Raw genomic sequence first — 22,517 nt, 5'->3', positions numbered from 1 at the left:
AACTGCGGTCCGCCGGGTAGGCGAACCGCAGTTTGACGCAGTAGCCAGGGAAGGGCTACGTGTAGGCGAAGGATTAGAGCTGGTTGCCCAGCTTGAAGCCCTTCGAGGCCTGGCCGTGGTACGAACCATCTTCGTCGCCGGCGCGGGTGAAGGAGAAGCCGTCGGCGCCAATGGTCACCTCAAGCTCCGAGTCGTCGGTGCGTTCGATGACTTCCTGGACGTTGCCGTCCAGGTCCAACACCTTGGACGCTTCGGTGTACCACGAAGGCACAACCGGGTTGCCCCACCAGTCGCGGCGCTGGTTGTCGTGCACGTTCCAGGTGATGGTGGGGTTGTCGGGGTCCCCGGTGTAGTAGTCCTGGGTGTAGATCTCGATACGGTGGTCATCCGGATCCAGGATGTACAGGTAGAACGCGTTGGACACACCGTGGCGGCCCGGGCCGCGCTCGATGCGATCCGAGATGCGCAGGGCGCCCATCTTGTCGCAGATCTGGATGATGTTGTGCTTCTCATGGGTTGAGAAGGCCACATGGTGCAGGCGAGGTCCGTTGCCACCGGTCAGCGCGGTGTCGTGGACGGTGCCCTTGCGGTGCATCCAGGCTGCATAGGTGGTGCCTTCGTCGTCCTGGATGTCCTCGGTGACCCGGAAACCCAGGTCTTCGAGGTACTTGCGGCCACGCGGAACATCCGGGGTGACCTGGTTGAAGTGGTCCAGGCGGACCAGCTCGCCAGCGGAGTACAGGTCGTAGCGCATATGCAGGCGCTCGACGTGGGTGGTCTCGAAGAAGAACTCGTACGGGAAACCCAGTGGATCCTCCACACGCACGGCGTCGCCGATGCCCTTCACGAAGCCTTCGGAGCGACGCTCGGTGCGGCAACCCAGTTCCTTGTAGTAGGCCTCGGCCTTGTCGACCTCTTCGGCCGAACGGACACGGAATGCCATGGCCTTCAACGCGGCCACCGGACCCTTGGTCAGCACCAGGTTGTGGTGGATGAACTCCTCGAATGAACGCAGGTAGATCTGGTTCTCGTCTTCGTAGGAGACGTGCAGGCCCAGTACGTCCACGTAGAAGTTGCGCGACTTGGCCAGGTCGGTGACCACCAGTTCGGCGTAGGCGCAGCGCAGGATATCCGGTGCTGGTGCGACTGGCTTAGGGATTTCGTTGCTCATTGTGTTGCTCCTTTGCAAGCAGAAAATTAGTGGTTAGGCGCCGAACTTCGGGGTGTGGACATCGCCCAGGGTGATGTGCACTGCCTGCTGGTCGGTGTAGAAATCGATCGAACGGTAACCGCCCTCATGGCCCAGGCCCGAAGCCTTCACGCCGCCGAACGGGCTGCGCAGGTCGCGCACGTTGTGCGAGTTCAGCCACACCATGCCGGCCTCCACCGACTGAGCGAAGTTGTGCGCACGCTTCAGATCGTTGGTCCATACGTAGGCGGCCAGACCGTAGCGGGTGTTGTTCGCCAGCTCAAGGGCTTCCTCATCGGTATCGAACGGGGTGATGGCGACCACCGGGCCGAAGATCTCTTCCTGGAAGATGCGGGCGTCCGGTGCCACGTCCGCGAATACGGTCGGGGCGACGTAGGAGCCGTTTTCCTGGCCTTCGGGCAGGTTCTCCGGGCGTCCGCCGCCGGCCAGCAGGCGGCCTTCGGACTTGCCGATTTCCACGTAGCTCATGACCTTGTCGTAGTGCTCCGGGTGGACCAGCGCGCCGACCTGGGTGGTTGGATCGTGCGGATCGCCGACCTTGATGTTCTTGGCGCGGGCCGCGTAAGCCTCGATGAACTTGTTGTAGATGCCGCGCTGGACCAGGATGCGGCTGCCGGCGGTGCAGCGCTCGCCGTTCAGCGAGAACACGCCGAACAGGGTGGAGTCGATGGCCGCGTCGAAGTCCGCGTCGTCGAACACGATGGCCGGGGACTTGCCGCCCAGCTCCATGGACATGCCCTTGAGGTTCTCGGCGCAGTTGCGGAAGATCAGCTGGCCGGTGGAGGATTCGCCGGTGAAGGAGATCAGCGGGACGTCCGGGTGCTTGACCAGTGCGTCGCCGGCGTCCTCGCCCATGCCGTTGACCAGGTTGAAGACGCCCTTTGGCAGGCCGGCTTCCTCAAAGATGGTGGCCCACAGGGAGGCGGAGAGCGGGGTGAATTCGGCTGGCTTGAGCACCACGGTGCAACCCGAGGCGATCGAGGGGGCCAGCTTCCAGGATTCGAGCATGAACGGGGTGTTCCAGGGGGTGATCAGCCCGGCTACGCCGATCGGCTTGCGGTTCACGTAGTTCAGCTGGGTGCCTGGAACCTTCAGCGCGGTGTCGTGCTGGGCGACAATCAGGTCTGCGAAGAAACGGAAGTTCTCCGCGGCGCGCTGAGCCTGGCCCTTGGCCTGGGTGATCGGCAGGCCGGTGTCAAAGGTTTCCATCTCTGCCAGGCGGTCCTGCTGCGCCACCACTGCGTCGGCGATCTTGTACAGCACGTTGGCGCGCTCGCGTGCTTTCATTTTTGGCCATGGGCCGTTTTTGAATGCCTCGGTGGCGGCGGCGACCGCTTTGTCGATGTCGGCTTTCTGGCCGGCGGCGGCGGTGGTGTACGCGGTGTTGGTTACCGGATCCAAGACCTCGAAGGTCTCACCGCCGATCGAATCAACAAATTCACCGTTGATGTAATGCTGGATTTTGGTGGGCAGATTCTCTGGGACGAAGTGCTTGCTCATCGGCGGGCATTTCCTTTCGTACATAACCGGGTGTATCCGGCTGGTTTGGTGAAATTTTTTGGAGGTAGATCAGATCGCGCTGGGAGGCATTCCCGCGGCCTGCAGGTAGGCGTTGAGGGTGTTGGCGCGGTGATCGCGGCAGGCTGCCTCGATCTGTTGCGCGGTTGCATGGTTCCCAATGAGTTCCAGCAACGCCTCGTGTTCTTCAACCGACGCGCGGGCCCGGTTGGGGATGTGGGTGAAGGAACTGGCGCGCATGGCGGCCAGGCGACGCCAGCCGCGCTGCACCAGGTCCAGGATGTGCGGATTGGGGCACTGTCCGTAGAGCAGCTGGTGGAATTCGGTGTTCATCCGGGTGAAAGCCACCGGGTCGAAATCCTCCAAGCACTGGCGCATCTTCTCATTCAGGCTCCGCGCCTCGGCCAGCCAGGTGGCATCCATGGTGTCTGCCGCCAACGCGGTGGCCGCCGGTTCGATGATCATCAGGGTCTGCATGGTGTGCAGGTAGAGGGTCGAATCCACGTGGGCCACGGTGGCCCCGACATTGCGGGTGAAGTGGACCAGGCCTTCGGCTTCCAGTCGGCGGATGGCCTCGCGCACCGGAACCACCGAGCAGCCCAGCTCATCGGCGATGGTGCCAAGCACCAGCCGGTAGCCGGGGGAGTAGGCGCCGTTGACGATGCGTTCGGAAACCAGCGCGTAGGCGGCCTCCGACTTGGAGGTGCTCGTTAGAGTTCCCATGAGTCAAGCTCCGGGCTGCCGGCGTCTTTCCAGGCGTTGTACTTCAGTTTCCATTCGGCGTTCATGGGGAACAATCCCTGGATGCCGTGCCCGCGCTTGACCATTTCGAAGATGAATTCGTCATTGGATTCGGTCACGGTTGCCTCGGCGGCGACCTGTTCAACGAGCGCCGGCGGGATGACCACGATGCCGTCGGAATCCGCCACGATCACGTCGCCAGGCTGCACCGAGACACCGCCGCAGGCAACGGTGAGGTCCTTGTCCCAGGCCACGTGTTTGCGCCCGAGCACCGCCGGGTGGGCACCGTTGTAAAAGACCGGAATGTCCAGGTTGGAGACGGCATCCAGATCACGCACGCCGCCGTCGGAGATGATGGCCGCGGCACCCAGTTGCTGGCTGCGCAGGGCGAGGATATCTCCCAGGGTGGCCGAACCGGTTTCCCCGCGGGCTTCCATCACCAGGATTTCGCCGTCCTTGAGTGAATCGATCGACTGCTTTTGGGTGTTGTATCCGCCGCCGTGCGCCTTGAACAGGTCCTCGCGATTGGGGATGTAGCGCAGGGTGCGGGCGGTGCCGATCACTCGCTGCATGCCCTTGGTGGCACCGGGGACTTCGATGTTCACGTTGTTCAAACCGAGTTTACGCAGGGTCGCAGAGATGGTTGCGGTGGCGACATTGGCCAGCTGTTCACGCACGGTATCGGTGAGCACGTCCTTGCCGGTCAGCTGCGGGGCAAGTCCGGCCGACTGGCGGTCACCGTACGCGTCTTCCTTGTCCTTCTCGTTGACCTTCGGCTGGTTGCCGAAGTCGCCAAAGGTGGTGGTTCCTTCCACCGCGGTGGTTTTCAGTTTGCCGGTGGATGCGCCGGTGAGCAGGTCGGTGACTTCAACTTCAACAACATCGCCCGGGAAAAAGACGGTGGAACCGGCCGGGGTGCCGGTGAGGATGATATCCCCTGGCTGCAGGGTCATCTGCTGGGAAAGGTCGGCGATGATCTGCGCGAAGGAGAACAGCAATTCAGAGGTGTCCGCGTCCTGGGCGATGGTTCCGTTGACCCAGGTCTGTACTCGTAGCTTGGCAGGATCCAGCGCGGCGGCATCAAGCTGGTTGGGGCCCAGCGGGGTGTAGCCGTCGCCGGACTTGGAGCGGATGTTGGAGCCCTTGTCCGCGTACTTCATGTCGTGGACACCCAGGTCATTAGAGGCGGTGACGGAACCGACATAGCTCCATGCATCCTGGACCGAGACCCGGCGTGCCGCGGTGCCGATGATCAGCGCGATCTCGCCCTCGAAAGCCAGCAGTTCGGTGCCGGCCGGACGCTCCACGGTGCCATCGGTGGCCGCTAGCGAGCTGGAGGCCTTCATGAAGTAGCTGGGGAACTGGGGAGTACGCCCACGCTGCGCGGCACGAGAGGAATAGCTCAGGTGAACGGCCAAAACCTTGCCTGCCTGACGGAAGGTTTCATCGGTTACTGGAGTCAGATTGCTCATCGGAGGATTGCCCGCTTTCCTGGAACGTCTTCTTCGTACATCAAATCGTATACGATCAGTGTGCTCTCTATCTCAATAGGTGTCAAGCGCGGTTCTGAAATTTCCGTAGATTTGATCGTCAAAGGGCTGGAAATCCACAGATTTCTGCGGTTTTTTGGCAACCTGAGTATTTTGAAAGTGGGAACCGCCCCGTGGAATCCGGGTGTGTTCCAGCGGCGCGGATCGGATATCAGATGCGCCTTGAACTGCTCGGGCTGTTGTGGATGGGAGGTGTGCCTGGGGCGCGAATCGAGGTGAACTCGTCAGCGATAGGAAGAGCGCGGGGTTGGAGAGCGCTGGAAGTTACTGAATCTCGGTGGCTGAGTGCAAGATCGTTGGCCTTTGTAAAATCTCTGGAATTCCGCTCACTCGCGACGCTGGGCAGCGGGTCGAGTTTGCAGCTGGAAAATGCGCGTGGGGATACCCTGTCGCGCAGCGCTCGGGAAAGCGTCGAGCTTGACTGACTCGATGATGAAAGAGCCAGCGCAACCACCGCCGCTTCAGTAGCAAGAGCACCCGTGGCGGATGAGAATGCGAGAAAGCAGATGGAAATGGCTATCAATATGTCTGTAAGTGACTCTAGTGCCAAACATATGGTTGGACTTAATCTGCTCGACGACCGGGTTGGAAAGCATGCGGGCAGCCTGGGCGATCTAATCTTCAGCGTGGTTGTGCAAACCTCCGGGGTGAAGGTGGACGGTGCCGAAGCGAATGAAGATAATGAAGGGGAAGCGGGTGGTGAGAATGAAATCTGAAAAATCGAGCATCCTCGACAAGCGGATTGAAGCCGGTGATGCTGAGCCGATTAGCAACCTTGAGCGGCAGCTGGCTCGACGCATCATGCGCAAGTACGAGGAGAAACATGGCACCAAGAGGGCTCGAGAGCTAGCTGAAAACGCGACTCGCAACCGAGCAGAGCTCACTAAATAGAACCACAACGGGGTCTTTGAGAAATTGGCCAAACTTGAGCGCATGTCGGAAGCCCGGTTAAAGCACCAGATATTGAATCGCGAGCAAATGCCCGCAGACAAAAAAGAGACCCGTCAGGTGCGCTCTGACGGCCTGCCGACGGTCAGACATGTGCGGCGCTTGATCTGATCTGTATGAAGTCTTGACGAATCGCTTCACAAGCGCCGAAGTGGAAGCCTCATGTCGCCGCGGGCCGGTAGGCCACCTGAAGTTTCTTTCCAGAAAATTGTCCCGACACTGGCGACTTCTCGTTTTTGGCTCGATTCAACAATGATTTCCCTCGCCTCGGCGCCATTGCCTGGAGAGGTTGCGGGTGGACTGCCGGGCTGGTCGGCCTATGCTAGCTGGCTTCTGGAGTAGTGGCTGTGTGTCGTTTTTCTTGGGATTCGCTTGCTTGGGCGGCTTCACTGCCTTTGTGTTTACTTTTGGTTTTGCATTGCTCCTAGGGCATGTCTATCGCCTTGTAACGCAGGTTCGGTGAGCCCGAAGTTGCTGTTGGCCGGTGGAGCGCCATGTTGATTGCACTGGCCGGACGTTGCCTTGGGCTGGAAAATCTCTGTCCGGGCTCAGAATTTGTTATGGTTTGCTCATCATGTCGAACTTTGTTTTGCCGGTGCAGATCGACCGGGGTAGCGGTACGGTGATCGTGCTGCTTCACGGTCTGGGTAACAACCACTCCAGTTGGGAGTTCGTGTTGGAGCACTTGGACTATAGCCGTTGCCGGGTAATCGCCGTCGATCTGCTTGGATTCGGCGACGCGCCGAAACCTTCCGTCGAGTATTCATTGGAAGATCACTCCGAAGCTGTTGCCGTAACCCTTCAGCAGCAGGGGATTGAAAAAGCGGTCATTGCCGGACATTCAATGGGCAGCACCATTGCCTTGGATTTGGCTACCCGTCATCCTGAACTAGTTGAGCGGTTGGTTCTCTTTGGGGCTCCGTTGTATCGTGCTAAACCACGGGCCGGCCGATTACGCGATCTTTTGCGTACCGAAGGGCTGTACTTTTCGCTGTTCGAACTAGTTCAGCGTTCCCCGCAGGCAGTTCAGGCAGGTGGGGAACTGGCCGAGGAGTATGTGCCTTTCGTGAAGGGTATGGAGATCACCGAAGAGACGTGGCCTGCCTATCGGCAAAGCTTGCAGCATTCCATCATGCAGTATGAAAGCTTCCGTCAAGCGCGGGCTCTGAAGATTCCGGCACTTTTTGTGAACGGGATATTCGACTTCTTTATTATTCGCAGGAACATCAGTCGTCTACGTTTTTTGAACCGGGAATTTGTTCGAGTTAAGCGTACGCGTGGTCCGCATGAACTCACTCCTGCCCAGGGTAAGGTCGCGGCGAAAATTATCACCAGGATCGCCCTCAGGCAAGGTTCATCCAAGCAACCCAGGCAGAGAGCATCGTAATCCTTGCGTGAAGCGATGCTTGTTGGGGCAAGAATCCTGCCGTTCCCCGTTCGACATCATTGCGCTGGTGCCTGCAGCGAACTGACGAAAATGTTTCACTCGTAAACCGTCACCCTGGCGGAGCCGTATAGCGCAGGGTCGGTTTGGTGCCCCGCTTCGAAACACGTTCCTCCTTACGGCTGGGCATGTACTCCGGCACCGTTGAGGTACGTGATGATGACTCGTCGAAATGATTCGGCGTTGCTTTCCTCGGGGCCCAGGTTTTTGAGAACTGCTAACATTTCCGGGTATTTTCCAGAGTGGGCTTCGTCAACAAGGTATCGCAGACGTTCTTCGGCATGCGGCAGGGGTTGCCCTGAAGGTGTTTGAGTGGCCAGTTCATTTTGAACGAAGGCCGAGGTGATGGCTGTCAGCATGGCGACGGTTTGCAACTTCGATGAACCGGAGGATTTCAGGGGTTTCAGAGCACCTAGGGCGAAGTTGAGATAAGCCAGTGCATTCGGGCCCATTGAAGGATTGGTCAACAGGAGCGGTGCAAGCCACCGGTGGCGGTGCATGATGCGGCGTGCTTGCAAGGCGAGATCTAAGAGTTGTTCGTGCGCCGAAGCCTGGGACGTTTCGAGAACGTATTCACCGCTCACCGAGTCAATCATGAGCTCGACAAGTTCTTCCCGAGATTTCAGGTAGCGGTAGAGGGATGCCGCGCCCGAACCGATTTCCGTTGCGACGCGACGGATGGATACCGCGTTCAGTCCTTCGGTATCCGCGATGTGTAGGGCCGCGGCGACGATTGATTCCCGGGAATACTCGGGTTTGGGACCGACCGATGAGCGGGTTGAGGTCTTCCACGTATCCCTGGGGTCCGGAGAGTTCATCATTGCTCCAACGTTCTGTGTTCTACATCGGGTTGAGACACCACCAATTCCACTATATCTTTAATTGCGAACAGTGATCGCAATTAGAAGTGGGAGACAGTGATGCGTGTACTCATGGTGGCTCCGGGAACCCGTGGCGACGTGGCACCGATGGCAGGGCTGGGAAGCCAGCTAACACGTGCGGGTTTTGACGTGTCGATTGCCGCCAACTCGACCTACGAAACGCTGGTGACGGATGCTGGGTGCGGATTCCGCCTCCTGCCCGGAGACATGGGGAACCTGGTGACTCCCGCGCCGGCGGGCCAGAAAGCCAGCGTGTCGGTGCTGCGCCAGTATATGCGCGACCTTGGTGACTACATGCAACAGGCCGCCGAAGGGACACTCGCGGCGGCCCAAAACGGCGTGGATGTGATCCTCGCGAACTCCGTTTCGCCTTATGCCTTCGATGTAGCTGAAGCCTTCAACGTGCCCGCCATTGGCGCCTACCTGCAACCCATGGAACCCAGCACCGATTATGCGCCGATGGCTCTGGGGATGACACGTAATTTCGGTCCGTTCGTGAATAAACTCTTGGGAACGGCCTTCGCTCGCGCTAAAGCGCCGTATGACGCGCCCAGCGCAGTATTGCGTCGCGAACTTGGGCTTCCGAAGAAATCTCGATCCGCTGCCGAACGCCAGCGCCGCAAAGTCCGGGAAACGATCCTCCATGGGTTCAGTTCCGCGGTGGTTCCACGCCCCCACGACTGGCATCCGGGACTTATAACAGCCGGCTATTGGTGGCCGATGATCCAGCCGGAATGGACGCCATCGGCAGAGCTGACCGATTTCATTGCCGATGGTCCGGCACCGGTTTTTATCGGATTCGGCAGTAGCGACGCCCTGGACGTTGATTTTATGATCGACACCGCGCGCAAGGCCGGAGTTCGAGCGATTCTGCAAGGAGTTGAGGGCGTGAACGAGGCAAATGCACTCAGCATCGGCGCCGTTCCGCACTCCTGGCTCTTCCCCCAGATGGCCGCGGTAGTTCATCATGCAGGCGCCGGGACCGCAGCGGCCGGTCTGCGCGCCGGCGTCCCAACCGTCAGTGTGCCAATCTTTACCGACCAACCGTTTTGGGCCCGAAGGATTACCGAGCTCGGCGCTGGTCCGGCGGCAATTCCCTACAATTCTCTGAGTGTCGAGAAGTTGAGCGAATCAATTGGCCAGGCCATCTCAAATCCCGAATATCGCACCAAGGCCCAAACCGTTTCCCTCAAGCTCGCCGACGAGGACAGCACTCAACCGGTCATCGAGGCATTGCGCGCTCACGCGAAGTAATCAAGGGTCCGGCGAACTCTGCTGCACAGAAGCAACCCGACTGAATGGTTGGAATCCGCAATCAACTGACACAAAAAACTGATCAAAACCAACGACGGGCCAGATGCCTGCAGTGGCTCCACACGTAGTGTCCGCGACGAGCGCCAAGAAAGGTGATCATTGTGCTCGTTCTGCTAAAGTTCCGCGCACACAAGTTCCATGTACCCAGGGCCGGAGAAGCACGCACTCTCACCGAGCCAATCACCCACAACAACTGCATGCAGAAGCTTGCTCGGAACCGGGAAAGGGGGCACCGATCTGGTGCGCAAGGCCGAGAACCGGGCTTGGGACATCACTGATCAACTCTCGACGTCTGGCCGGGAATCTTTGTGGCAAACTATTTTAGGTGAATTGCCCTAACGATGAGTTGAGCCTGGTGCTAGACCGCGAAGCAGGCGCTGTCGCTGAGGCCGCCCTGATTTGGGCTCGCGCAACAGCGGTACGCGACCAGCGGCCAGTGCCGAGTACCGGCGAAGAAAAAGTCCTCGGCATTCAACGCCGATTAGACGTTGATGGGGCTGAACTGCTGATAGCCCGGTATGAAGATTCCGCTGTCGGGTTCACACTGTTCGCGCCGCAAGGAAATGGTCTAGAAATTTTCTACCTTGCATCGGACCCAGACGCGTGGGGCCGCCAGATAGCCAGTGGCCTGCTTGCTGCTGTCGAAGACCCTGCGGTGAGCCAAGGTTTGCAAGTCTTGGAACTGTGGGTCCTCAACGACAATGATCGTGCCATAGGCTTTTATGAACGGTCGGGATTCAACGCAACCGGACGGGTGAAACATGACCCCGCGTTGGGCCAGAGCGAATTGCGGATGGTGAAAAGATTGGGCGGCCGGCACTAGATCTGCTCGTGGTGTTCTATCGAAAATCTCGGCCTGGTGTCTGGGCGCGAGACAAAAACCCGTTGGAATTGCGGATTCAGGGTGTTCGCTGTTCGAATGCATTCAAACACAGAGCAATCTCGCCGGCGTCGGCAGGGGAGCCCGACGAAACTCCTGGAATGCGGCCCACGTTGTTTTCGCTTCCCGGGCACACCCCGGCGTCGGCATACCCCGGCGAAGGGTGAAAAGTCCTTTGGGGACAAAAATCCCCGTGTTACCCGCCCAACAGGACTGGGGCAACACGGGGACGTTCGGGTATTCGCCAGGTAGGACTTATCCCTCCCACGCATTCCACAGCTGGGCGTAACGGCCACCGGCTGCCAGCAGGTCCTCGTGGGTTCCGTCTTCGATAATCTGACCGTGTTCCATCACGATGATGCGGTCGGCCAAGCGAGCCTGGGAGAGCCGGTGGGCGATCACCAAGGCGGTGCGCCCGGATGTCAGCGCCGCGGCCGCGGTATCCAGCACCCGCGAGTTGCTGGAGCCGGACTCCGCGGTGGCCTCATCCATCACCACTATGCGCGGGTTCAGGACCGCGATGCGGACTAGTGCCAGGTGCTGCTGTTCGTGGGCGGTCAGCTGGTGCCCGTCGGAGCCGAGCTGGGTGTCCAGTCCTTCCGGCAGGGCATTGATCCACCCGGCATGGCAGGTATCGATGGCCTGCTGCAGCTGGGCTTCGGTGCACTGGGCGGTGGAACCCAAAACCAGGTTCTCCCGGACCGTGCCCGCGAAAACGTGGGTCTCCTGGGAGATCAGCGCGATGTTTTGACGAAGTGCGGTCGTGTCCATTGCCGCCAGGGTGGTTCCATCCAGGGTGGCGGTTCCGGTGCTTGGCTCAATGATGCCGGAGAGGATCCTCGCGGCCGTGGATTTCCCGGCGCCGGTGGAGCCGACCAGGGCGACGCATTGGCCGTCGGGCAGGTGCAGATCCAGGTCGCAGAGCACCTGGGGTCCGGTCTCGAAGCGGTGGTTGACCCCGCTGAGCATCAGGCCCGCGGCGGGTGCGGAGACCGGGGGAATCGCGTCCCCGGCCAGCGGGGTGCGGCGGGTGGCCAGCAGCACTCCGGTCACCCGGCACAGCGCGATCCCAGCTTCCTGGACCATGTCGAACAACGTGACGACCTCGGAGATCGGGTCGAACAGCCGGTGGTAGAGCAGGGCCGCGGTGGTCACCGCGCCAACCGTCGCGGCATCGGCCTGAACCAGGAAGAATCCGGCGGTCAGCAGGGCGGCCATGGTGATGAATTCGGCCCGATTGTTACGCGCGAAGTACCGGGTCAGCATGCGGAACACCCGGTCTGCGACGTTGCGCGAATCGTTGCTGGCGTGTTCCAGCGCATCGATCTGGGTTTGCGCCCACCCCTGGGAATGCAGCATGGCGCGGCCATGAAACGCATTGAGGAAGGTGTTGGTGCGCCGGGCCAGGATCTCACGCTCCTCGCGGTACAGCGGCGCACTGCGCGGCAGGTACCAGCGCAGCGAGAGCACATACATCGGGATGGCGATCAGCCCGGTTAACCCCAGCACCCAGTGCAGGGTGAACAGGCCCGGGACCGAGAGCACCAGCAGGGTTCCCGCAGACAAGAAGGCTGGAAGCAGCCAGGCCACAGCCTGGGAGATCAACCGCGAGTCATCCGAGACGCGGGAGACCAGCTCGCCGTCGCCGGCGCGCTCAAGGATGCCTGACTCCAGGTTCAGGGCGTGATCCACCGCGTCCTCACGCAAGGTGGCCACGGTCGGCTCGGCAATCCGCGCGTAGAGCACCCGGGCGTACCAGGTCAGCAGCGCCCCGCCGAGCAGGGACGCGGCGATGGCCGCCAAGCACCAGGCCACCGTGGAGCCGGGGTCATCGGTGCTCAACGCGTCAACCAGGATACCGATGGCGAAGGGGGAGACCATGGCCGCGGCGGAGGCGGCCAGGGTGATCAGCGAGGCCCAGACCATCAGCACCCGGTGCGGGCGCAGGGTGCGTCCCAACACCCGCCACGCGGTCGCGGCGCTGGCGGTCGGAAGCGCGGGGGCGGCTGGTTCGGTCTGGGAGGCAGGGGCGCTCATCGGCTGACCACCTTCTCATAGGTTGTGTTGGCGGACAGTTCGCGGTGGGTGGAACGGGTGATGGTTCCATCGGCGGCCAGGAAAAGCACCTCATCCGCGGCGTGCAACAAGGTGGGGGAGGTGCTGAGCACCAGCAGGGTGCCGGCCCCGGCGCCGGTGGCGGCTGCATGGGCGCGCAGCTCCAGCAGTCCTTGGGCGATGTTCGCCTCGGTGACCGAGTCCACCGCGCTGGTGGGATCTTGCAGCACCCTGACCAGCGGGCCGCCGGCCAGTGCGCGCGCCAGCGCGATACGTTGGCGCTGCCCGCCGGAAAGGTTGAACCCGCGGCCCTGGACCTGGTGTTCCAAGCCGTCGGGCAAATTGCCCAGCAGCTCGTCCACGCCGCTGGCGCGCAGCAGCAGTTCGAGGGTTTGCGGATCGGGCAGCTGGCCGTCGCCCACGATGTTTTCCTTCACGCTGCCTTCAATCAGGTGCGCCTGGTGCGGAGCCATGCGCAGCAGGTTTGGCAGGTAGGTCGGGTCGATCTGGGCCGCGTCGGTGCCGTCAAGCAGCAGCCGGGCGCGTTGCGCGGTGGCCGAATCCGCGTCGGCGGCCCCGGTCGGCCCATCTTCCATCCCGCTGCTGAGCAGCGTGGTCAACCGGTTGCGCAGCTGATCCTCGGCGCAGACCAGGACGGTGAAACGTCCGGCGGCCAAGGACAGCGGGCGTTCGCGCAGCCCGGGAATATCCAGGGCCACGGTGGCCTCGCGCTGCGGGGCCGGGCGCTGCTCGCCGGGCTGCTCCCCGCCGTCGGCGAGCAATGCGGCCACCCGGTCCGCGGCGGCGATTGACCGGGTGCGGGCTTCCACCGTGGAGACCAGGGTGCCCAGCGGGGTGGACAAGAACTGGGCCACACCCAAGACACCGAGCAGCGAGCCGATGCTCATGGCGCCTGCTGCCACCTGCCAGGCTCCCAGGCCGGCGGCTGCCAGCAGCACCAGCCCGGAGACCAGCACCTGGGCGCCCTCGATCCGGCCGGTGGCCGACGCGGAGACGATCCCGGCCGCGGAGGCGCGCTGGCTGGCCTGGCGGTAGCGTTCGGAGGCCTGATCCTGCCCGCCGATGCCGCGCAGCACCTGCACCCCGGCCATCAGGTCCGCGGCGGCCGCGCCGGAGGCGGCGATATCCGACTGCAGCCGGTCGCTGGCCCGGCTCAGCCTCGGGGTGAGCCAGCGCAGGGCGAGCATGCCCAGCGGGGTGATGACCAATACCGCCACACCCACCCAGAGGTTTGCCCAGAGCAGGTAGCCGGCGCAGACCAGCAGGCCCACCAGTGCGCTGAAGCCAAGCGAGGCCTGGCGGATGATGGCCGCTGTCACGGTGGTGTCCACGGAGGTGATGGTAGCGATTTCGCCTGGCATCCGGGCGGTGCTGGGCCGGTACCCGGGGGCCATGACGTGCTCGGCGATCCGCGTGCGCATCAGGTGCACCTGGCGGTTCATGCCGGAGTTGCCCAGCCGGGCGCCAAAACGGTAGCCAAAGGACAACATGGCGAAACAGACACCCAAGGCCGTGAGCCACGCCACCAGCAAGGGCAGCGAGTGCCCGGCGATGGCGTTGTCAATAGTGGCGCCGACTAGCGCGGGGACGAGTGCCTCGCCCGCCGTCCAGCAGGAAAGGAGGGCGACCGCGGCAATGATGCGACCGCGTTCGGCGCGTAACATATCGCGCAACAGCGTGGGCCCGGTGGGGCTAAGTGAGGACATGAATCCCATAATATGTTATTAATTATCTTCGTAACTTACGTAGGTTAGCCTACGCTCAGCGCTGATCGGGGCGCGCACCCCAGGGAGCCAGCTCCCACGCACCCGAACGGCCTATAGTTTTAAGGATCACCCGCATGACCCGCAGTTTCACTCGCACCTTGTTGGCCCCGGCAGCGTTGCTGGCCGCCACCGCTTTGGCCCTGACCGGTTGCGGCCAGTCCTCCGCCGAGCCTGCCGCCTCCTCCGCCCCGGAGGTCGCCGATACCCCGCTGAAGACCGTGGACCCGGCGGGCCACGAGGTGTCGCTGGATCACCAGCCCACCGCGGCGCTTGGTTTCTACACCACCGACGTCGACATCCTGACCACCCTCCGTGTGCCGCTGGCCAAGGAGCAGCCGATTCGTGGCGATTCTGGTTTCACCACCTTCCCTGACTACTTCGACCAGGACGCCTTGGCAGGGGTCACCCCGTTCGCCAACTACCCGGAGTTCAACTACGAGCGTGTTTTGGGTGCCGCACCGGACTTCATCCTCAGCGGCCTGGGCTACGACGCTGAAATCCATGAGAAGCTCGCGGCGATTGCCCCGACCTACACTACCAATGCTTTCGACGGCGAGACCTGGCAGTCGCACTTCGAGCAGACCGCCAAGGATCTGGGCCGCCAGGCGCAGTATGACACGTGGCTGCAGGAATACCAGCAGGCCGGTACCGAGGCCAAGGCCGCGATTGACGAGGCCGGGAACGGCGATCTGACCGTCGCCACCCTGGGCTACTGGGATGGCAAGGTCAACGTCGACTGCTACGCCTACCTTGAGTGCGGTGTGTTTGACACCATCGGTTTGAAGACCACCGATCTGAGCCGTGAAAAGGGCCTGACCTTGACCTTGGAAGAGCTGGATAAGCTCAAGGACGTCGATGTCGTGTGGATGTCCACCGGGGTGGGCGAGGATGCCAAGGCCGAACTGGATAAGTCGATCGCCGCCATGGCCAAGTCCCCGTACTGGAAGGATCTGCCGTTTGTGAAGAATGAGAAGATCTACACCTACAACATGGAAATGGCCTACGGCTCGCCATCGGGCGCCGAAGCATTCCTGGCGCAGGTCCGCAGCGACCTCGCAGGCTAACCAGCCACAGCCACCGGCCGGGCCGGGACCCGCAATACGGTCCCGGCCCGGCCGGCGTTGCCCACCGGAGCGCCTGAGCGCACCGACAGATTCTCTCCCGCGTTCGCACTCCTTCACCGCGTACGCTCCCCAGATTCAGGACTGGTCCATGGAAATTTTTGAAGCCACCGTGCAATCCACCCACCTTCTATCACCTACGCTCAAGCGCCTGCGTTTCACGCTTGAGGGTTTTACCAGCACCGGGGTGGGTGACGAATATGTGCGCCTGTTTTTCCCGCATACCGAAGATCGTGGCCTCTTGTGCCTGCCGGTAGCGGACGGGGATACCTGGCGCACCCCCGAGGGTCAGCCCGACGCTCCGATGCGCACCTACACCATCCGCGACGCCGGCGAGGGCTGGATCGATATTGATTTTGTGGTCCATGACGGCGGCATCGCCGCCGCCTGGGCGCTGGCCGCCGAGCCAGGGGACCGGATTGGCCTGAATTCACCCACCGGACTGTACGACTGCCCATCAGGCACCACCTCACAGGTGCTGATCTGCGATTTGACCGGGCTGCCGGCCGCGGTGCGCCTGGTGGAACTGACCGGCGAGACGGTGCGCACCGAACTGGTCGTGGAGATCCCGGACGAGGCCTCGCGCCTGGACCTGTCGCAGCTGCCGAACCTGAATGTGCAGTGGATCGTGGCCGGCAACGGTATTGCTCCCAGCGTGCTGCCCAAGGTTGCGCGCAAAGCCGTTGAATCGGTGGCCGAGGGTGAAGACCGCCCGTACGTCTGGGTGGCCGGGCAGTCCGCCGCGCTGCGCGAGATCCGCAAGATGCTCCACCGCGAACTGCGCTGGCCGAATACCCAGTACAAGGTCATCGGCTACTGGGTTGAGCAAGCAGAGAAGTGGCGTGCCCGCTGGGATGCGCTGGATGCCGAGACCAAGGCCACCCTCGACGCGCTGTGGGACAGCTACGAGGATCAGGACGAGGCGTTGATCGCCTACGAGTCCGAACTTGCACGCCTGGGGCTCTGAGCGCAGTGACCACCACACCACACGGCGGCGCCGTCCAGGCGCCGCCCGCTGCGCCGCCAGATAGCCCTGCTTCCGCCGGAACCGAACCCGGTGCCGTTCGCACCGGGAGGGTGCTGGTCGGATCCACCGGAGCCAAACTTGCCTGGCTGGTCGGATTGATAGTGCTTCTGGGATTCACGGTGCTGTGCTCCCTGGCCTTCGGCAGCCGCCACATCGATCTGTCCGTCGCCTGGCAGACCATCGTGAACCCATCCTTCAACACCGATGAGGCCCAGGTGATCCGCCAGCTGCGGGTTCCGCGCACGGTCTTGGGTGTGTTGGCCGGGATCGCGTTGGGGGTAGCCGGCGCGCTGATCCAGGCGCTGACCCGCAACCCGCTGGCGGACCCCGGCATCCTGGGAGTGAACGCCGGGGCACAGTTCGCCCTGGTGATGGCAAGTTTTGTGTTCGGTTCGCTCAGCGTGCTCAGCTCCATCTGGTGGGCTCTGGGTGGTGCGCTGGTCGCAACCCTTGCCGTGTACGGGTTGTCCCTGTCCAAGGGCGGGCGCAGCGCAGACCCGGCCACCTTGGTGCTGGCGGGTGTCGCGTTTGGCGCGGTGCTCTCCGGCATCACCACGGCGCTGGTGCTGTTGCGCCCCCAGATCTTTGACATGATGCGTGTCTACACCGCAGGAAATCTCAACGGCCACGAGTTGCCGACGGTGCTGTTGATTGTCCCGTTTGTCGCCGTGGGACTGGTGGTTTCGCTATGCTGCGCCGGGTCCCTGAACGCCATTGCCTTGGGTGATGCCCCGGCCAAGGCGCTGGGTGTGCGGATTGCCCCGGTGCGCATCGCGGTGATCGCGGCGGTCACCCTGCTGTGCGGCGCGGCGACCGCGCTGGCCGGCCCGATTGGATTCGTCGGCCTGATGATTCCACACGTGGTGCGCTGGCTGTTCGGAGTGCAACAGGGCTGGATCCTGATTTTTACCACCGTGCTGGCCCCGGTATTGCTGCTTGGCTCAGACATCCTGGGCCGGGTGATCCTGCCGAATGCCGAGGTTTCCGCGGGCATCGTCACCGCCTTTGTGGGTGCACCGGTGCTGCTGATTTTGGCCCGTCGAAAGAAGGCGAGCACCCTATGAGTATCAACATCGAGACGACATCTGCGGCATCGGCCCCAGCTCAAGCGCCACAGCCGGTTCGGGTGCCTACCGGCCGGCGGGAAATCCGGGTTGGTTTCGGCGCCTGGCGCTGGCGGATGGACCGCACCTCGCTGCTGGTGGGTTCGGCCCTGGCCGTGATTGCACTGCTGATAGGTATTATTTCCTTGGCGCTGGGGGATATCCGGGTGCCGATGGACCAGTTGATCCCGGCTTTGCTGGGTAACTCGGAGCGCCGTTATGAAGTGGTGGTGCGCGACTGGAGGCTGACCCGTGTCATCCTGGCCCTGGTTTTCGGTTTCGCCCTGGGAATTTCCGGCGCGCTGTTCCAGTCGTTGACCCGCAACCCCCTGGGCAGCCCGGATGTGATTGGTTTCAGTTCCGGAGCCTACACCGTGGCGTTGGCCCTGATGCTGTTCACCACCGCCAGTGCCGCCCAGATTGCCTTGGGGTCCATTGCCGGCGGCCTGGTGGCCGCGGCCCTGGTTTTCGTGATCGCAAGCCGTGATGGAACCACCGGATTCCGCCTGATCGTGGTGGGTATTGGTGTCGGAGCCATGTTGGCCGCGGCGAACACGTTTATGCTGTTGGCCGCCCAACGCCAGGTGGCCATGTCCGCTGCGGTGTGGGGTTCGGGTTCGCTGAACTCGGTCAGCAACACCGTGCTGGGCCCCTCGCTGGTGGGGATCGGAATTTTCGCGGTCGCCGCGGTGCTGCTGCAACGCCACGCGCGGATCTTGGAATGCGGAGATCCGCTGGCGATCTCACTGGGCGTGAATGCCAAGTGGGTGCGCGCGGGAATGGTGGTGGTTGGTGTTGGCCTGGTGGCCGTGACCACCGCAGCGGCCGGGCCGATTGCCTTTGTGGCGCTGGTTGCTCCGCAGATTGCCGCCCGGCTCACCCGCCGGGCCGAGCTGGATCTGCTGCCGGCTGGATGCCTAGGGGCGTTGCTGCTGGTGCTGGCTGATACCGTAGCTCGCGTAGCTTTCATGCCGATCCAGCTGCCGGTCGGCATTGTGACCGTCTGCTTGGGTGGGGTGTATTTGATTTGGTTGTTGGTAAGGGAGAGCCGCGCATGAGCGCACTGGAGACGGAACACACGCAACAGGCTGCCCAGGCGCAAAGCCCTGGCGCGGCGGCACGCACACCCGTGCCGAAACCCGCACCCCGGCTAGAGGTGCGTGGGGTGCAGCTGGGTTATGACCACAAACCGGTCATCCAGTCCCTGGATGCCTCGTTTGAACCGGGTAAATTTACCGCGATCATCGGTCCGAACGGCTGTGGCAAGTCCACGCTGCTCAGTGCGCTCGCGAGGTTGCTTAAGCCTTCGGCAGGTCAGGTATTGCTCGGTGGTAAACCCATCGACTCCTTCAAGCCCAAGGCCTACGCGCGCGAAGTTTCACTGCTGAGCCAGCAGGCCATCGCACCCTCGGGGATCACCGTAGCCCAGCTGGTGTCCCGCGGGCGTTTCCCGCATCAGGGATTGCTGGCTCAACACAGCGACCAGGACGAGGCCGCGGTCCACGCCGCGTTGACCGCCACCGGCACCCTGGAACTCGCCACCCGCAGGCTGGCGGATCTTTCCGGCGGCCAGCGCCAGCGGGTCTGGGTGGCTACGACCTTGGCGCAGCAGGCACCGATCCTGCTGCTGGATGAACCGACCACCTATCTGGACGTGGCCCACCAGGTGGATCTGCTGGACCTGTTCGCCCGGCAACGGGATACCGGGAAAACCGTGGTCGCGGTGCTGCACGACATCAATCAGGCGGTGCGTTATGCCGACACGGTGATCATGATGCGTGACGGCAAGGTGCTGGCTTCGGGCGCCCCGGAAGATGTCATCACGGCGCAAAGCCTCGGGGATGCCTTCGGGGTGCACTGCGAGATCCATCCTGATCCGGTGACCGGCGGACCGATGATGGTCACCGTGCCGGGCGGGATGCGCCCAGCTCCGGGAACCGAAGCGGGCATCCAGTAATTGTTTTCAGCATAGAACCTCAGATCAGCGCTTCGTGCCGATCCCGGCAGCATAGTTGGGTCCGGTCCGGAAATGCTTTGTGAAAAAAGTTTGGTGATTTCGCGTCATGAAACGAGTGCATCGGGCTCTTAACCGGTGTCGAACAAATTTGTTGGCGCAGTGGCAGCGGCTTTCCTGGGGGGAGTGCCGAGGCTTGCGGGTGTGCTGGGGGCACAAGTTTCGAATTTGACTGACTTTTCAACAATTGCTGGGGGGCACGTTGAAGAATGATAACGGCCTGGATTCTGGGGGATCCGGGCCTTTGTCATGCTCCGGAGGATGGACGGTGGCGCAGAAGCATTCAGCTATCGGTGCGCAGCGGATCGCATGACAAATCACCTTGGGATGCCTCAATGATATTGCGTAACTCTTCGAGGGTGATCTGGGTGGCGCCGGCGGCGCCGACAGCACTTTCATACAGGCTGTAGCCGATCTTTGTGGCTTCCCAACCGCCAAGCACCCTCAGGATTTCTGCGGCCTCGGCATCATACCAAGAATTGGTGAACATGCCGATCTCCAACACCGGGGAACCCAATGCGATTCGTGTCTTCAGCTCAGCGTAGCCAGCACCGGAGAAACGTCGCAATCCGGCGAGGATGTCTAGCGGCGCAAGGTCCGCGGTAAGGAAAATCTGCAGTTTTGGGAAGTCATCACTCATGCAGGCCTTCTTTCGATCACTTGTCGGGCAAACGGTACGGGGCGAACGTGCGAACGTGGCGCAGGAACCGATCTGGGGTGGATCCCGCGGACAGCCAGCACTGACATTCTAGAGAACGTACCCCACCTGGCACGCTCATCCGATATCACGGGTCCGCTGCTTGTTCGGTGACAATTCCCGCTTGGTAAGCCAACAACGCGGCCTGAACCCGGTTGGAGACCTGCAACTTAAGCAGGATGGAGGTCATGTGCCCCTTGACGGTGGCCGGGGTGAGGACCAGCCGGTGAGCGATGTCGGTGTTTGAAAAACCTGCGCCGACCAATGCCAAAACGTCGATTTCCCGAGGAGTCAAAGATTCCAAACGCTGGTTCGCCCGATGCCCGGTGTCTAGGTCCAGACCCCGGAGCCGGTCCACCACCCGGCGGGCGATGCGCGGAGAGAGGGCCGCGGCTCCTTGGGCAACGGCATGCACCGCGGCAATGAGTTCTCCCGGTGGGCTGCTCTTGAGCAGGAATCCGCTGGCCCCGGATGACATGGCGCGGTCAATGTACTCTTCCTCGCCGAAAGTGGTTAGGATCAGCACCCGGCTGTCCGGGTCCCGGCTGATCAGTTGTTCTAAAGCGCTCAGTCCGTCGAGCTGAGGCATTCTAATATCAAGCAGGACAACGTCTGGGGCCAGTTGCTCGGCCAGCTGGATTGCGCGCAGTCCGTTTTCCGCCTCTCCCACGACCTGCAGTGCAGGATCGCTGGAAAGAATTGTTCGCAAACCTGCGCGGATGAGCGCATCGTCATCGGCTAAGACCAGCCGGATTGTGCGATTCGGGGGATTCACGAATTTGAGCCTCCGGGGTACAGGTGGTCCATCGAGACCAGCAGATTGTCGCTGAAACACAGGCGGAACATTTCACTGTTCAGGTCCAAGGGGTCTGTTCGTGCGGCGTAGTACCGGCAACTGGACCCGGCCGGCGCCTGGCTTTCATTGATGATGGGTAATGCCTGATCCAAACCATTGGCTGTAACAAGCTGATCCACTTGCGTGCGATCCATTCCCAGTTCCAGCCGCTGGTAGTCGGCCGGGGCCAGGCCGGTGGCCCGATAGGTTGCCAGCTGCAGGCAATACAGGCCCAGACACAAAACCATGGCGATCGCCGCAGGAACGGCGATGGCCAACCAGCGTCGCGGGCGGGTTAGCACAGGCCTGGGCAGGGTCGGAAGCGGATGCCGGACTGCCTTCTCGGGCAGGGTGGCCCGGAGGGTGAAGAGCTGGTGGTGGTTGCCGAAACTCAGTGTTCCACCCTGGGATTCGAAAAGCTGGGTGAGTGATGCGAGCCCGCTGGCTTCAGGCCGCGGGGCGGGGGATGGATCGGGGCTCGGGTTGCTGATCTCGACGGCGAGTTTTCCTGTTTCTGACAGGAACGACACACTTACCGGCTGGCCGGGAGCGTACTTCGCGGCGTTGGTCAGGGCCTCGCGTACCAGCTTGTGCAACAGGTGTGCCCCGCGGGTGCCCGGGGTCAGCGAATCCGGCGGCGCACCGAGAACCTTGACCTGCAGGCCCCGGCCCTGGGCCTGGCTGATAACGTGCCGGTAGTCAACGGGAGTCGGGGAATCATGCGTCGGGTCCAGCGGTGCGGCGCCGCCCGGCTCCCGCAGCACCGTGAGGATACGGTGGAGGTTCTCTATTGCGCGGTCTGCCTGATCTCGCAGTTTCTCTGCCTGGGCCGCCGTCGGGGAACCCGGTTCAGTCCCGACCTGAAGGGCGGAGGCTTGCAGGGCGAGCAGGGCCAGGTCGTGTCCCAGCTGGTCATGCATCTGCGCCGCAATGCGCGAGCGTTCACGCAGCCCGGCCTGGATCATCAGATGTTCTTGTTCCTGGGCACGGTAGAGCACCTGCGCGCGCCGAAAACATCCCAGAAACCACGGTAACAACACCAACAGCACACTGGCGGTGAGCAAGGTCAAGAAGAATCCCAACAGGCTGGGACGCTCAGTCAGCAACAGGATGACTCCGCCTAGCACGGTAGCCAACACCAAGGTCGCCACGGCGGTCGGTGCCGAGCCCAGCTTCCGCCCAGCCAGATAACACAGCACCACGGCCGCCGGGGCGCAAACTACCCAGGGGCCGGTGGAAGCCACCGGCACGGCCAGGGCACAAATGCCAATTGCAAGCAGCCATCCGGCATCACCCCAACTCATCGTGGGTGTGCCGGCCGACAGCACGTCGCCGTGGGCCTGAGCTGGTGTTGACATCATGCTTCCAGCCTAGTGACCGGGCAGGTCTGAC

General features: G+C 62.3%; 20 protein-coding genes. 10 read left to right on the top strand and 10 right to left on the bottom strand.

Annotated features, from left to right (window positions below):
• Positions 1-73 precede the first annotated feature (73 nt).
• The 4 genes from hpaD to ACIOWL_RS01825 form a co-directional block, all read right to left on the bottom strand.
• Complete coding sequence (gene hpaD / locus ACIOWL_RS01840) at positions 74-1,171, bottom strand: 3,4-dihydroxyphenylacetate 2,3-dioxygenase (protein ID WP_400380952.1); 1,098 nt, start codon at positions 1,169-1,171, stop codon at positions 74-76.
• 33 nt (positions 1,172-1,204) lie between these two features.
• Positions 1,205-2,710: a 5-carboxymethyl-2-hydroxymuconate semialdehyde dehydrogenase gene (gene hpaE / locus ACIOWL_RS01835; protein WP_400380949.1), complete on the bottom strand. Its 1,506-nt coding sequence runs from the start codon at positions 2,708-2,710 to the stop codon at positions 1,205-1,207.
• A 69-nt stretch (positions 2,711-2,779) separates the two neighbouring features.
• Positions 2,780-3,451, bottom strand: coding sequence for a GntR family transcriptional regulator (locus ACIOWL_RS01830; RefSeq protein ID WP_400380946.1), 672 nt, complete (start codon positions 3,449-3,451; stop codon positions 2,780-2,782).
• Entirely contained in the window at positions 3,439-4,941 is a 1,503-nt protein-coding gene (locus tag ACIOWL_RS01825; protein WP_400380943.1) for a fumarylacetoacetate hydrolase family protein, read from the bottom strand. Before ACIOWL_RS01825 ends, ACIOWL_RS01830 begins: the two co-directional genes overlap by 13 nt.
• 557 nt (positions 4,942-5,498) lie before the next feature.
• On the opposite strand from ACIOWL_RS01825, the gene ACIOWL_RS01820 reads away from it, so the two are divergent.
• The 3 genes from ACIOWL_RS01820 to ACIOWL_RS01810 all read left to right on the top strand — a co-directional run bounded on the left by ACIOWL_RS01820 (position 5,499) and on the right by ACIOWL_RS01810 (position 7,354).
• Complete coding sequence (locus tag ACIOWL_RS01820; RefSeq protein WP_400380940.1) at positions 5,499-5,735, top strand: hypothetical protein; 237 nt, start codon at positions 5,499-5,501, stop codon at positions 5,733-5,735.
• Complete coding sequence (locus ACIOWL_RS01815) at positions 5,725-5,910, top strand: hypothetical protein (protein ID WP_400380937.1); 186 nt, start codon at positions 5,725-5,727, stop codon at positions 5,908-5,910. Before ACIOWL_RS01820 ends, ACIOWL_RS01815 begins: the two co-directional genes overlap by 11 nt.
• 631 nt (positions 5,911-6,541) lie before the next feature.
• On the top strand, positions 6,542-7,354 hold the full coding sequence (locus ACIOWL_RS01810) for an alpha/beta fold hydrolase (protein WP_400380934.1): 813 nt from the start codon (positions 6,542-6,544) through the stop codon (positions 7,352-7,354).
• A gap of 173 nt (positions 7,355-7,527) precedes the next feature.
• Here the strand turns inward: ACIOWL_RS01810 and ACIOWL_RS01805 are convergent, their stop codons facing one another.
• Positions 7,528-8,232 carry a TetR/AcrR family transcriptional regulator gene (locus tag ACIOWL_RS01805; RefSeq protein WP_400380931.1) on the bottom strand — a complete coding sequence of 235 codons (705 nt, stop codon included), beginning with the start codon at positions 8,230-8,232 and terminating at the stop codon, positions 7,528-7,530.
• A 99-nt stretch (positions 8,233-8,331) separates the two neighbouring features.
• Between ACIOWL_RS01805 and ACIOWL_RS01800 the strand changes: the two genes are divergently transcribed.
• Complete coding sequence (locus tag ACIOWL_RS01800; RefSeq protein ID WP_400380928.1) at positions 8,332-9,546, top strand: glycosyltransferase; 1,215 nt, start codon at positions 8,332-8,334, stop codon at positions 9,544-9,546.
• A gap of 385 nt (positions 9,547-9,931) precedes the next feature.
• Positions 9,932-10,429, top strand: a complete 498-nt coding sequence (locus ACIOWL_RS01795; protein ID WP_400380926.1) for a GNAT family N-acetyltransferase — start codon at positions 9,932-9,934, stop codon at positions 10,427-10,429.
• Between the two features lie 312 nt (positions 10,430-10,741).
• Here ACIOWL_RS01795 and ACIOWL_RS01790 read toward each other — a convergent pair whose 3' ends face one another.
• Together ACIOWL_RS01790 and ACIOWL_RS01785 are read right to left on the bottom strand one after the other, a co-directional pair.
• Positions 10,742-12,523, bottom strand: coding sequence for an ABC transporter ATP-binding protein (locus ACIOWL_RS01790; protein ID WP_400380923.1), 1,782 nt, complete (start codon positions 12,521-12,523; stop codon positions 10,742-10,744).
• The gene (locus ACIOWL_RS01785; RefSeq protein WP_400380921.1) at positions 12,520-14,268 is read right to left on the bottom strand and encodes an ABC transporter transmembrane domain-containing protein; all 1,749 of its coding nucleotides are present in this window, start codon (positions 14,266-14,268) and stop codon (positions 12,520-12,522) included. The genes ACIOWL_RS01790 and ACIOWL_RS01785 overlap by 4 nt, the downstream gene beginning before the upstream one ends.
• 134 nt (positions 14,269-14,402) lie before the next feature.
• On the opposite strand from ACIOWL_RS01785, the gene ACIOWL_RS01780 reads away from it, so the two are divergent.
• From ACIOWL_RS01780 to ACIOWL_RS01760, 5 genes are all read left to right on the top strand, one after another.
• Positions 14,403-15,392 carry an ABC transporter substrate-binding protein gene (locus ACIOWL_RS01780; RefSeq protein ID WP_400380918.1) on the top strand — a complete coding sequence of 330 codons (990 nt, stop codon included), beginning with the start codon at positions 14,403-14,405 and terminating at the stop codon, positions 15,390-15,392.
• A gap of 148 nt (positions 15,393-15,540) precedes the next feature.
• Positions 15,541-16,416 (top strand): siderophore-interacting protein, encoded by an 876-nt coding sequence (locus ACIOWL_RS01775; protein ID WP_400380916.1) that lies wholly within the window; start codon positions 15,541-15,543, stop codon positions 16,414-16,416.
• A gap of 5 nt (positions 16,417-16,421) precedes the next feature.
• Positions 16,422-17,540, top strand: a complete 1,119-nt coding sequence (locus ACIOWL_RS01770; RefSeq protein WP_400380913.1) for a FecCD family ABC transporter permease — start codon at positions 16,422-16,424, stop codon at positions 17,538-17,540.
• Positions 17,537-18,637: a FecCD family ABC transporter permease gene (locus ACIOWL_RS01765; protein WP_400380911.1), complete on the top strand. Its 1,101-nt coding sequence runs from the start codon at positions 17,537-17,539 to the stop codon at positions 18,635-18,637. Before ACIOWL_RS01770 ends, ACIOWL_RS01765 begins: the two co-directional genes overlap by 4 nt.
• Positions 18,634-19,536 carry an ABC transporter ATP-binding protein gene (locus ACIOWL_RS01760; protein ID WP_400380908.1) on the top strand — a complete coding sequence of 301 codons (903 nt, stop codon included), beginning with the start codon at positions 18,634-18,636 and terminating at the stop codon, positions 19,534-19,536. The genes ACIOWL_RS01765 and ACIOWL_RS01760 overlap by 4 nt, the downstream gene beginning before the upstream one ends.
• Positions 19,537-19,876: 340 nt before the next feature.
• Here the strand turns inward: ACIOWL_RS01760 and ACIOWL_RS01755 are convergent, their stop codons facing one another.
• The 3 genes from ACIOWL_RS01755 to ACIOWL_RS01745 all read right to left on the bottom strand — a co-directional run bounded on the left by ACIOWL_RS01755 (position 19,877) and on the right by ACIOWL_RS01745 (position 22,486).
• Entirely contained in the window at positions 19,877-20,233 is a 357-nt protein-coding gene (locus ACIOWL_RS01755; RefSeq protein WP_400380906.1) for a hypothetical protein, read from the bottom strand.
• 145 nt (positions 20,234-20,378) lie between these two features.
• On the bottom strand, positions 20,379-21,065 hold the full coding sequence (locus tag ACIOWL_RS01750; protein WP_400380903.1) for a response regulator: 687 nt from the start codon (positions 21,063-21,065) through the stop codon (positions 20,379-20,381).
• The gene (locus tag ACIOWL_RS01745; protein ID WP_400380900.1) at positions 21,062-22,486 is read right to left on the bottom strand and encodes a sensor histidine kinase; all 1,425 of its coding nucleotides are present in this window, start codon (positions 22,484-22,486) and stop codon (positions 21,062-21,064) included. The genes ACIOWL_RS01750 and ACIOWL_RS01745 overlap by 4 nt, the downstream gene beginning before the upstream one ends.
• Positions 22,487-22,517 lie beyond the last annotated feature (31 nt).

Source organism: Glutamicibacter sp. NPDC087344 (assembly GCF_044744225.1).
Classification (GTDB): domain Bacteria; phylum Actinomycetota; class Actinomycetes; order Actinomycetales; family Micrococcaceae; genus Glutamicibacter.
Note: the sequence above shows the minus strand (reverse complement) of the source record. Positions and strands in the feature narration are given on the sequence as shown.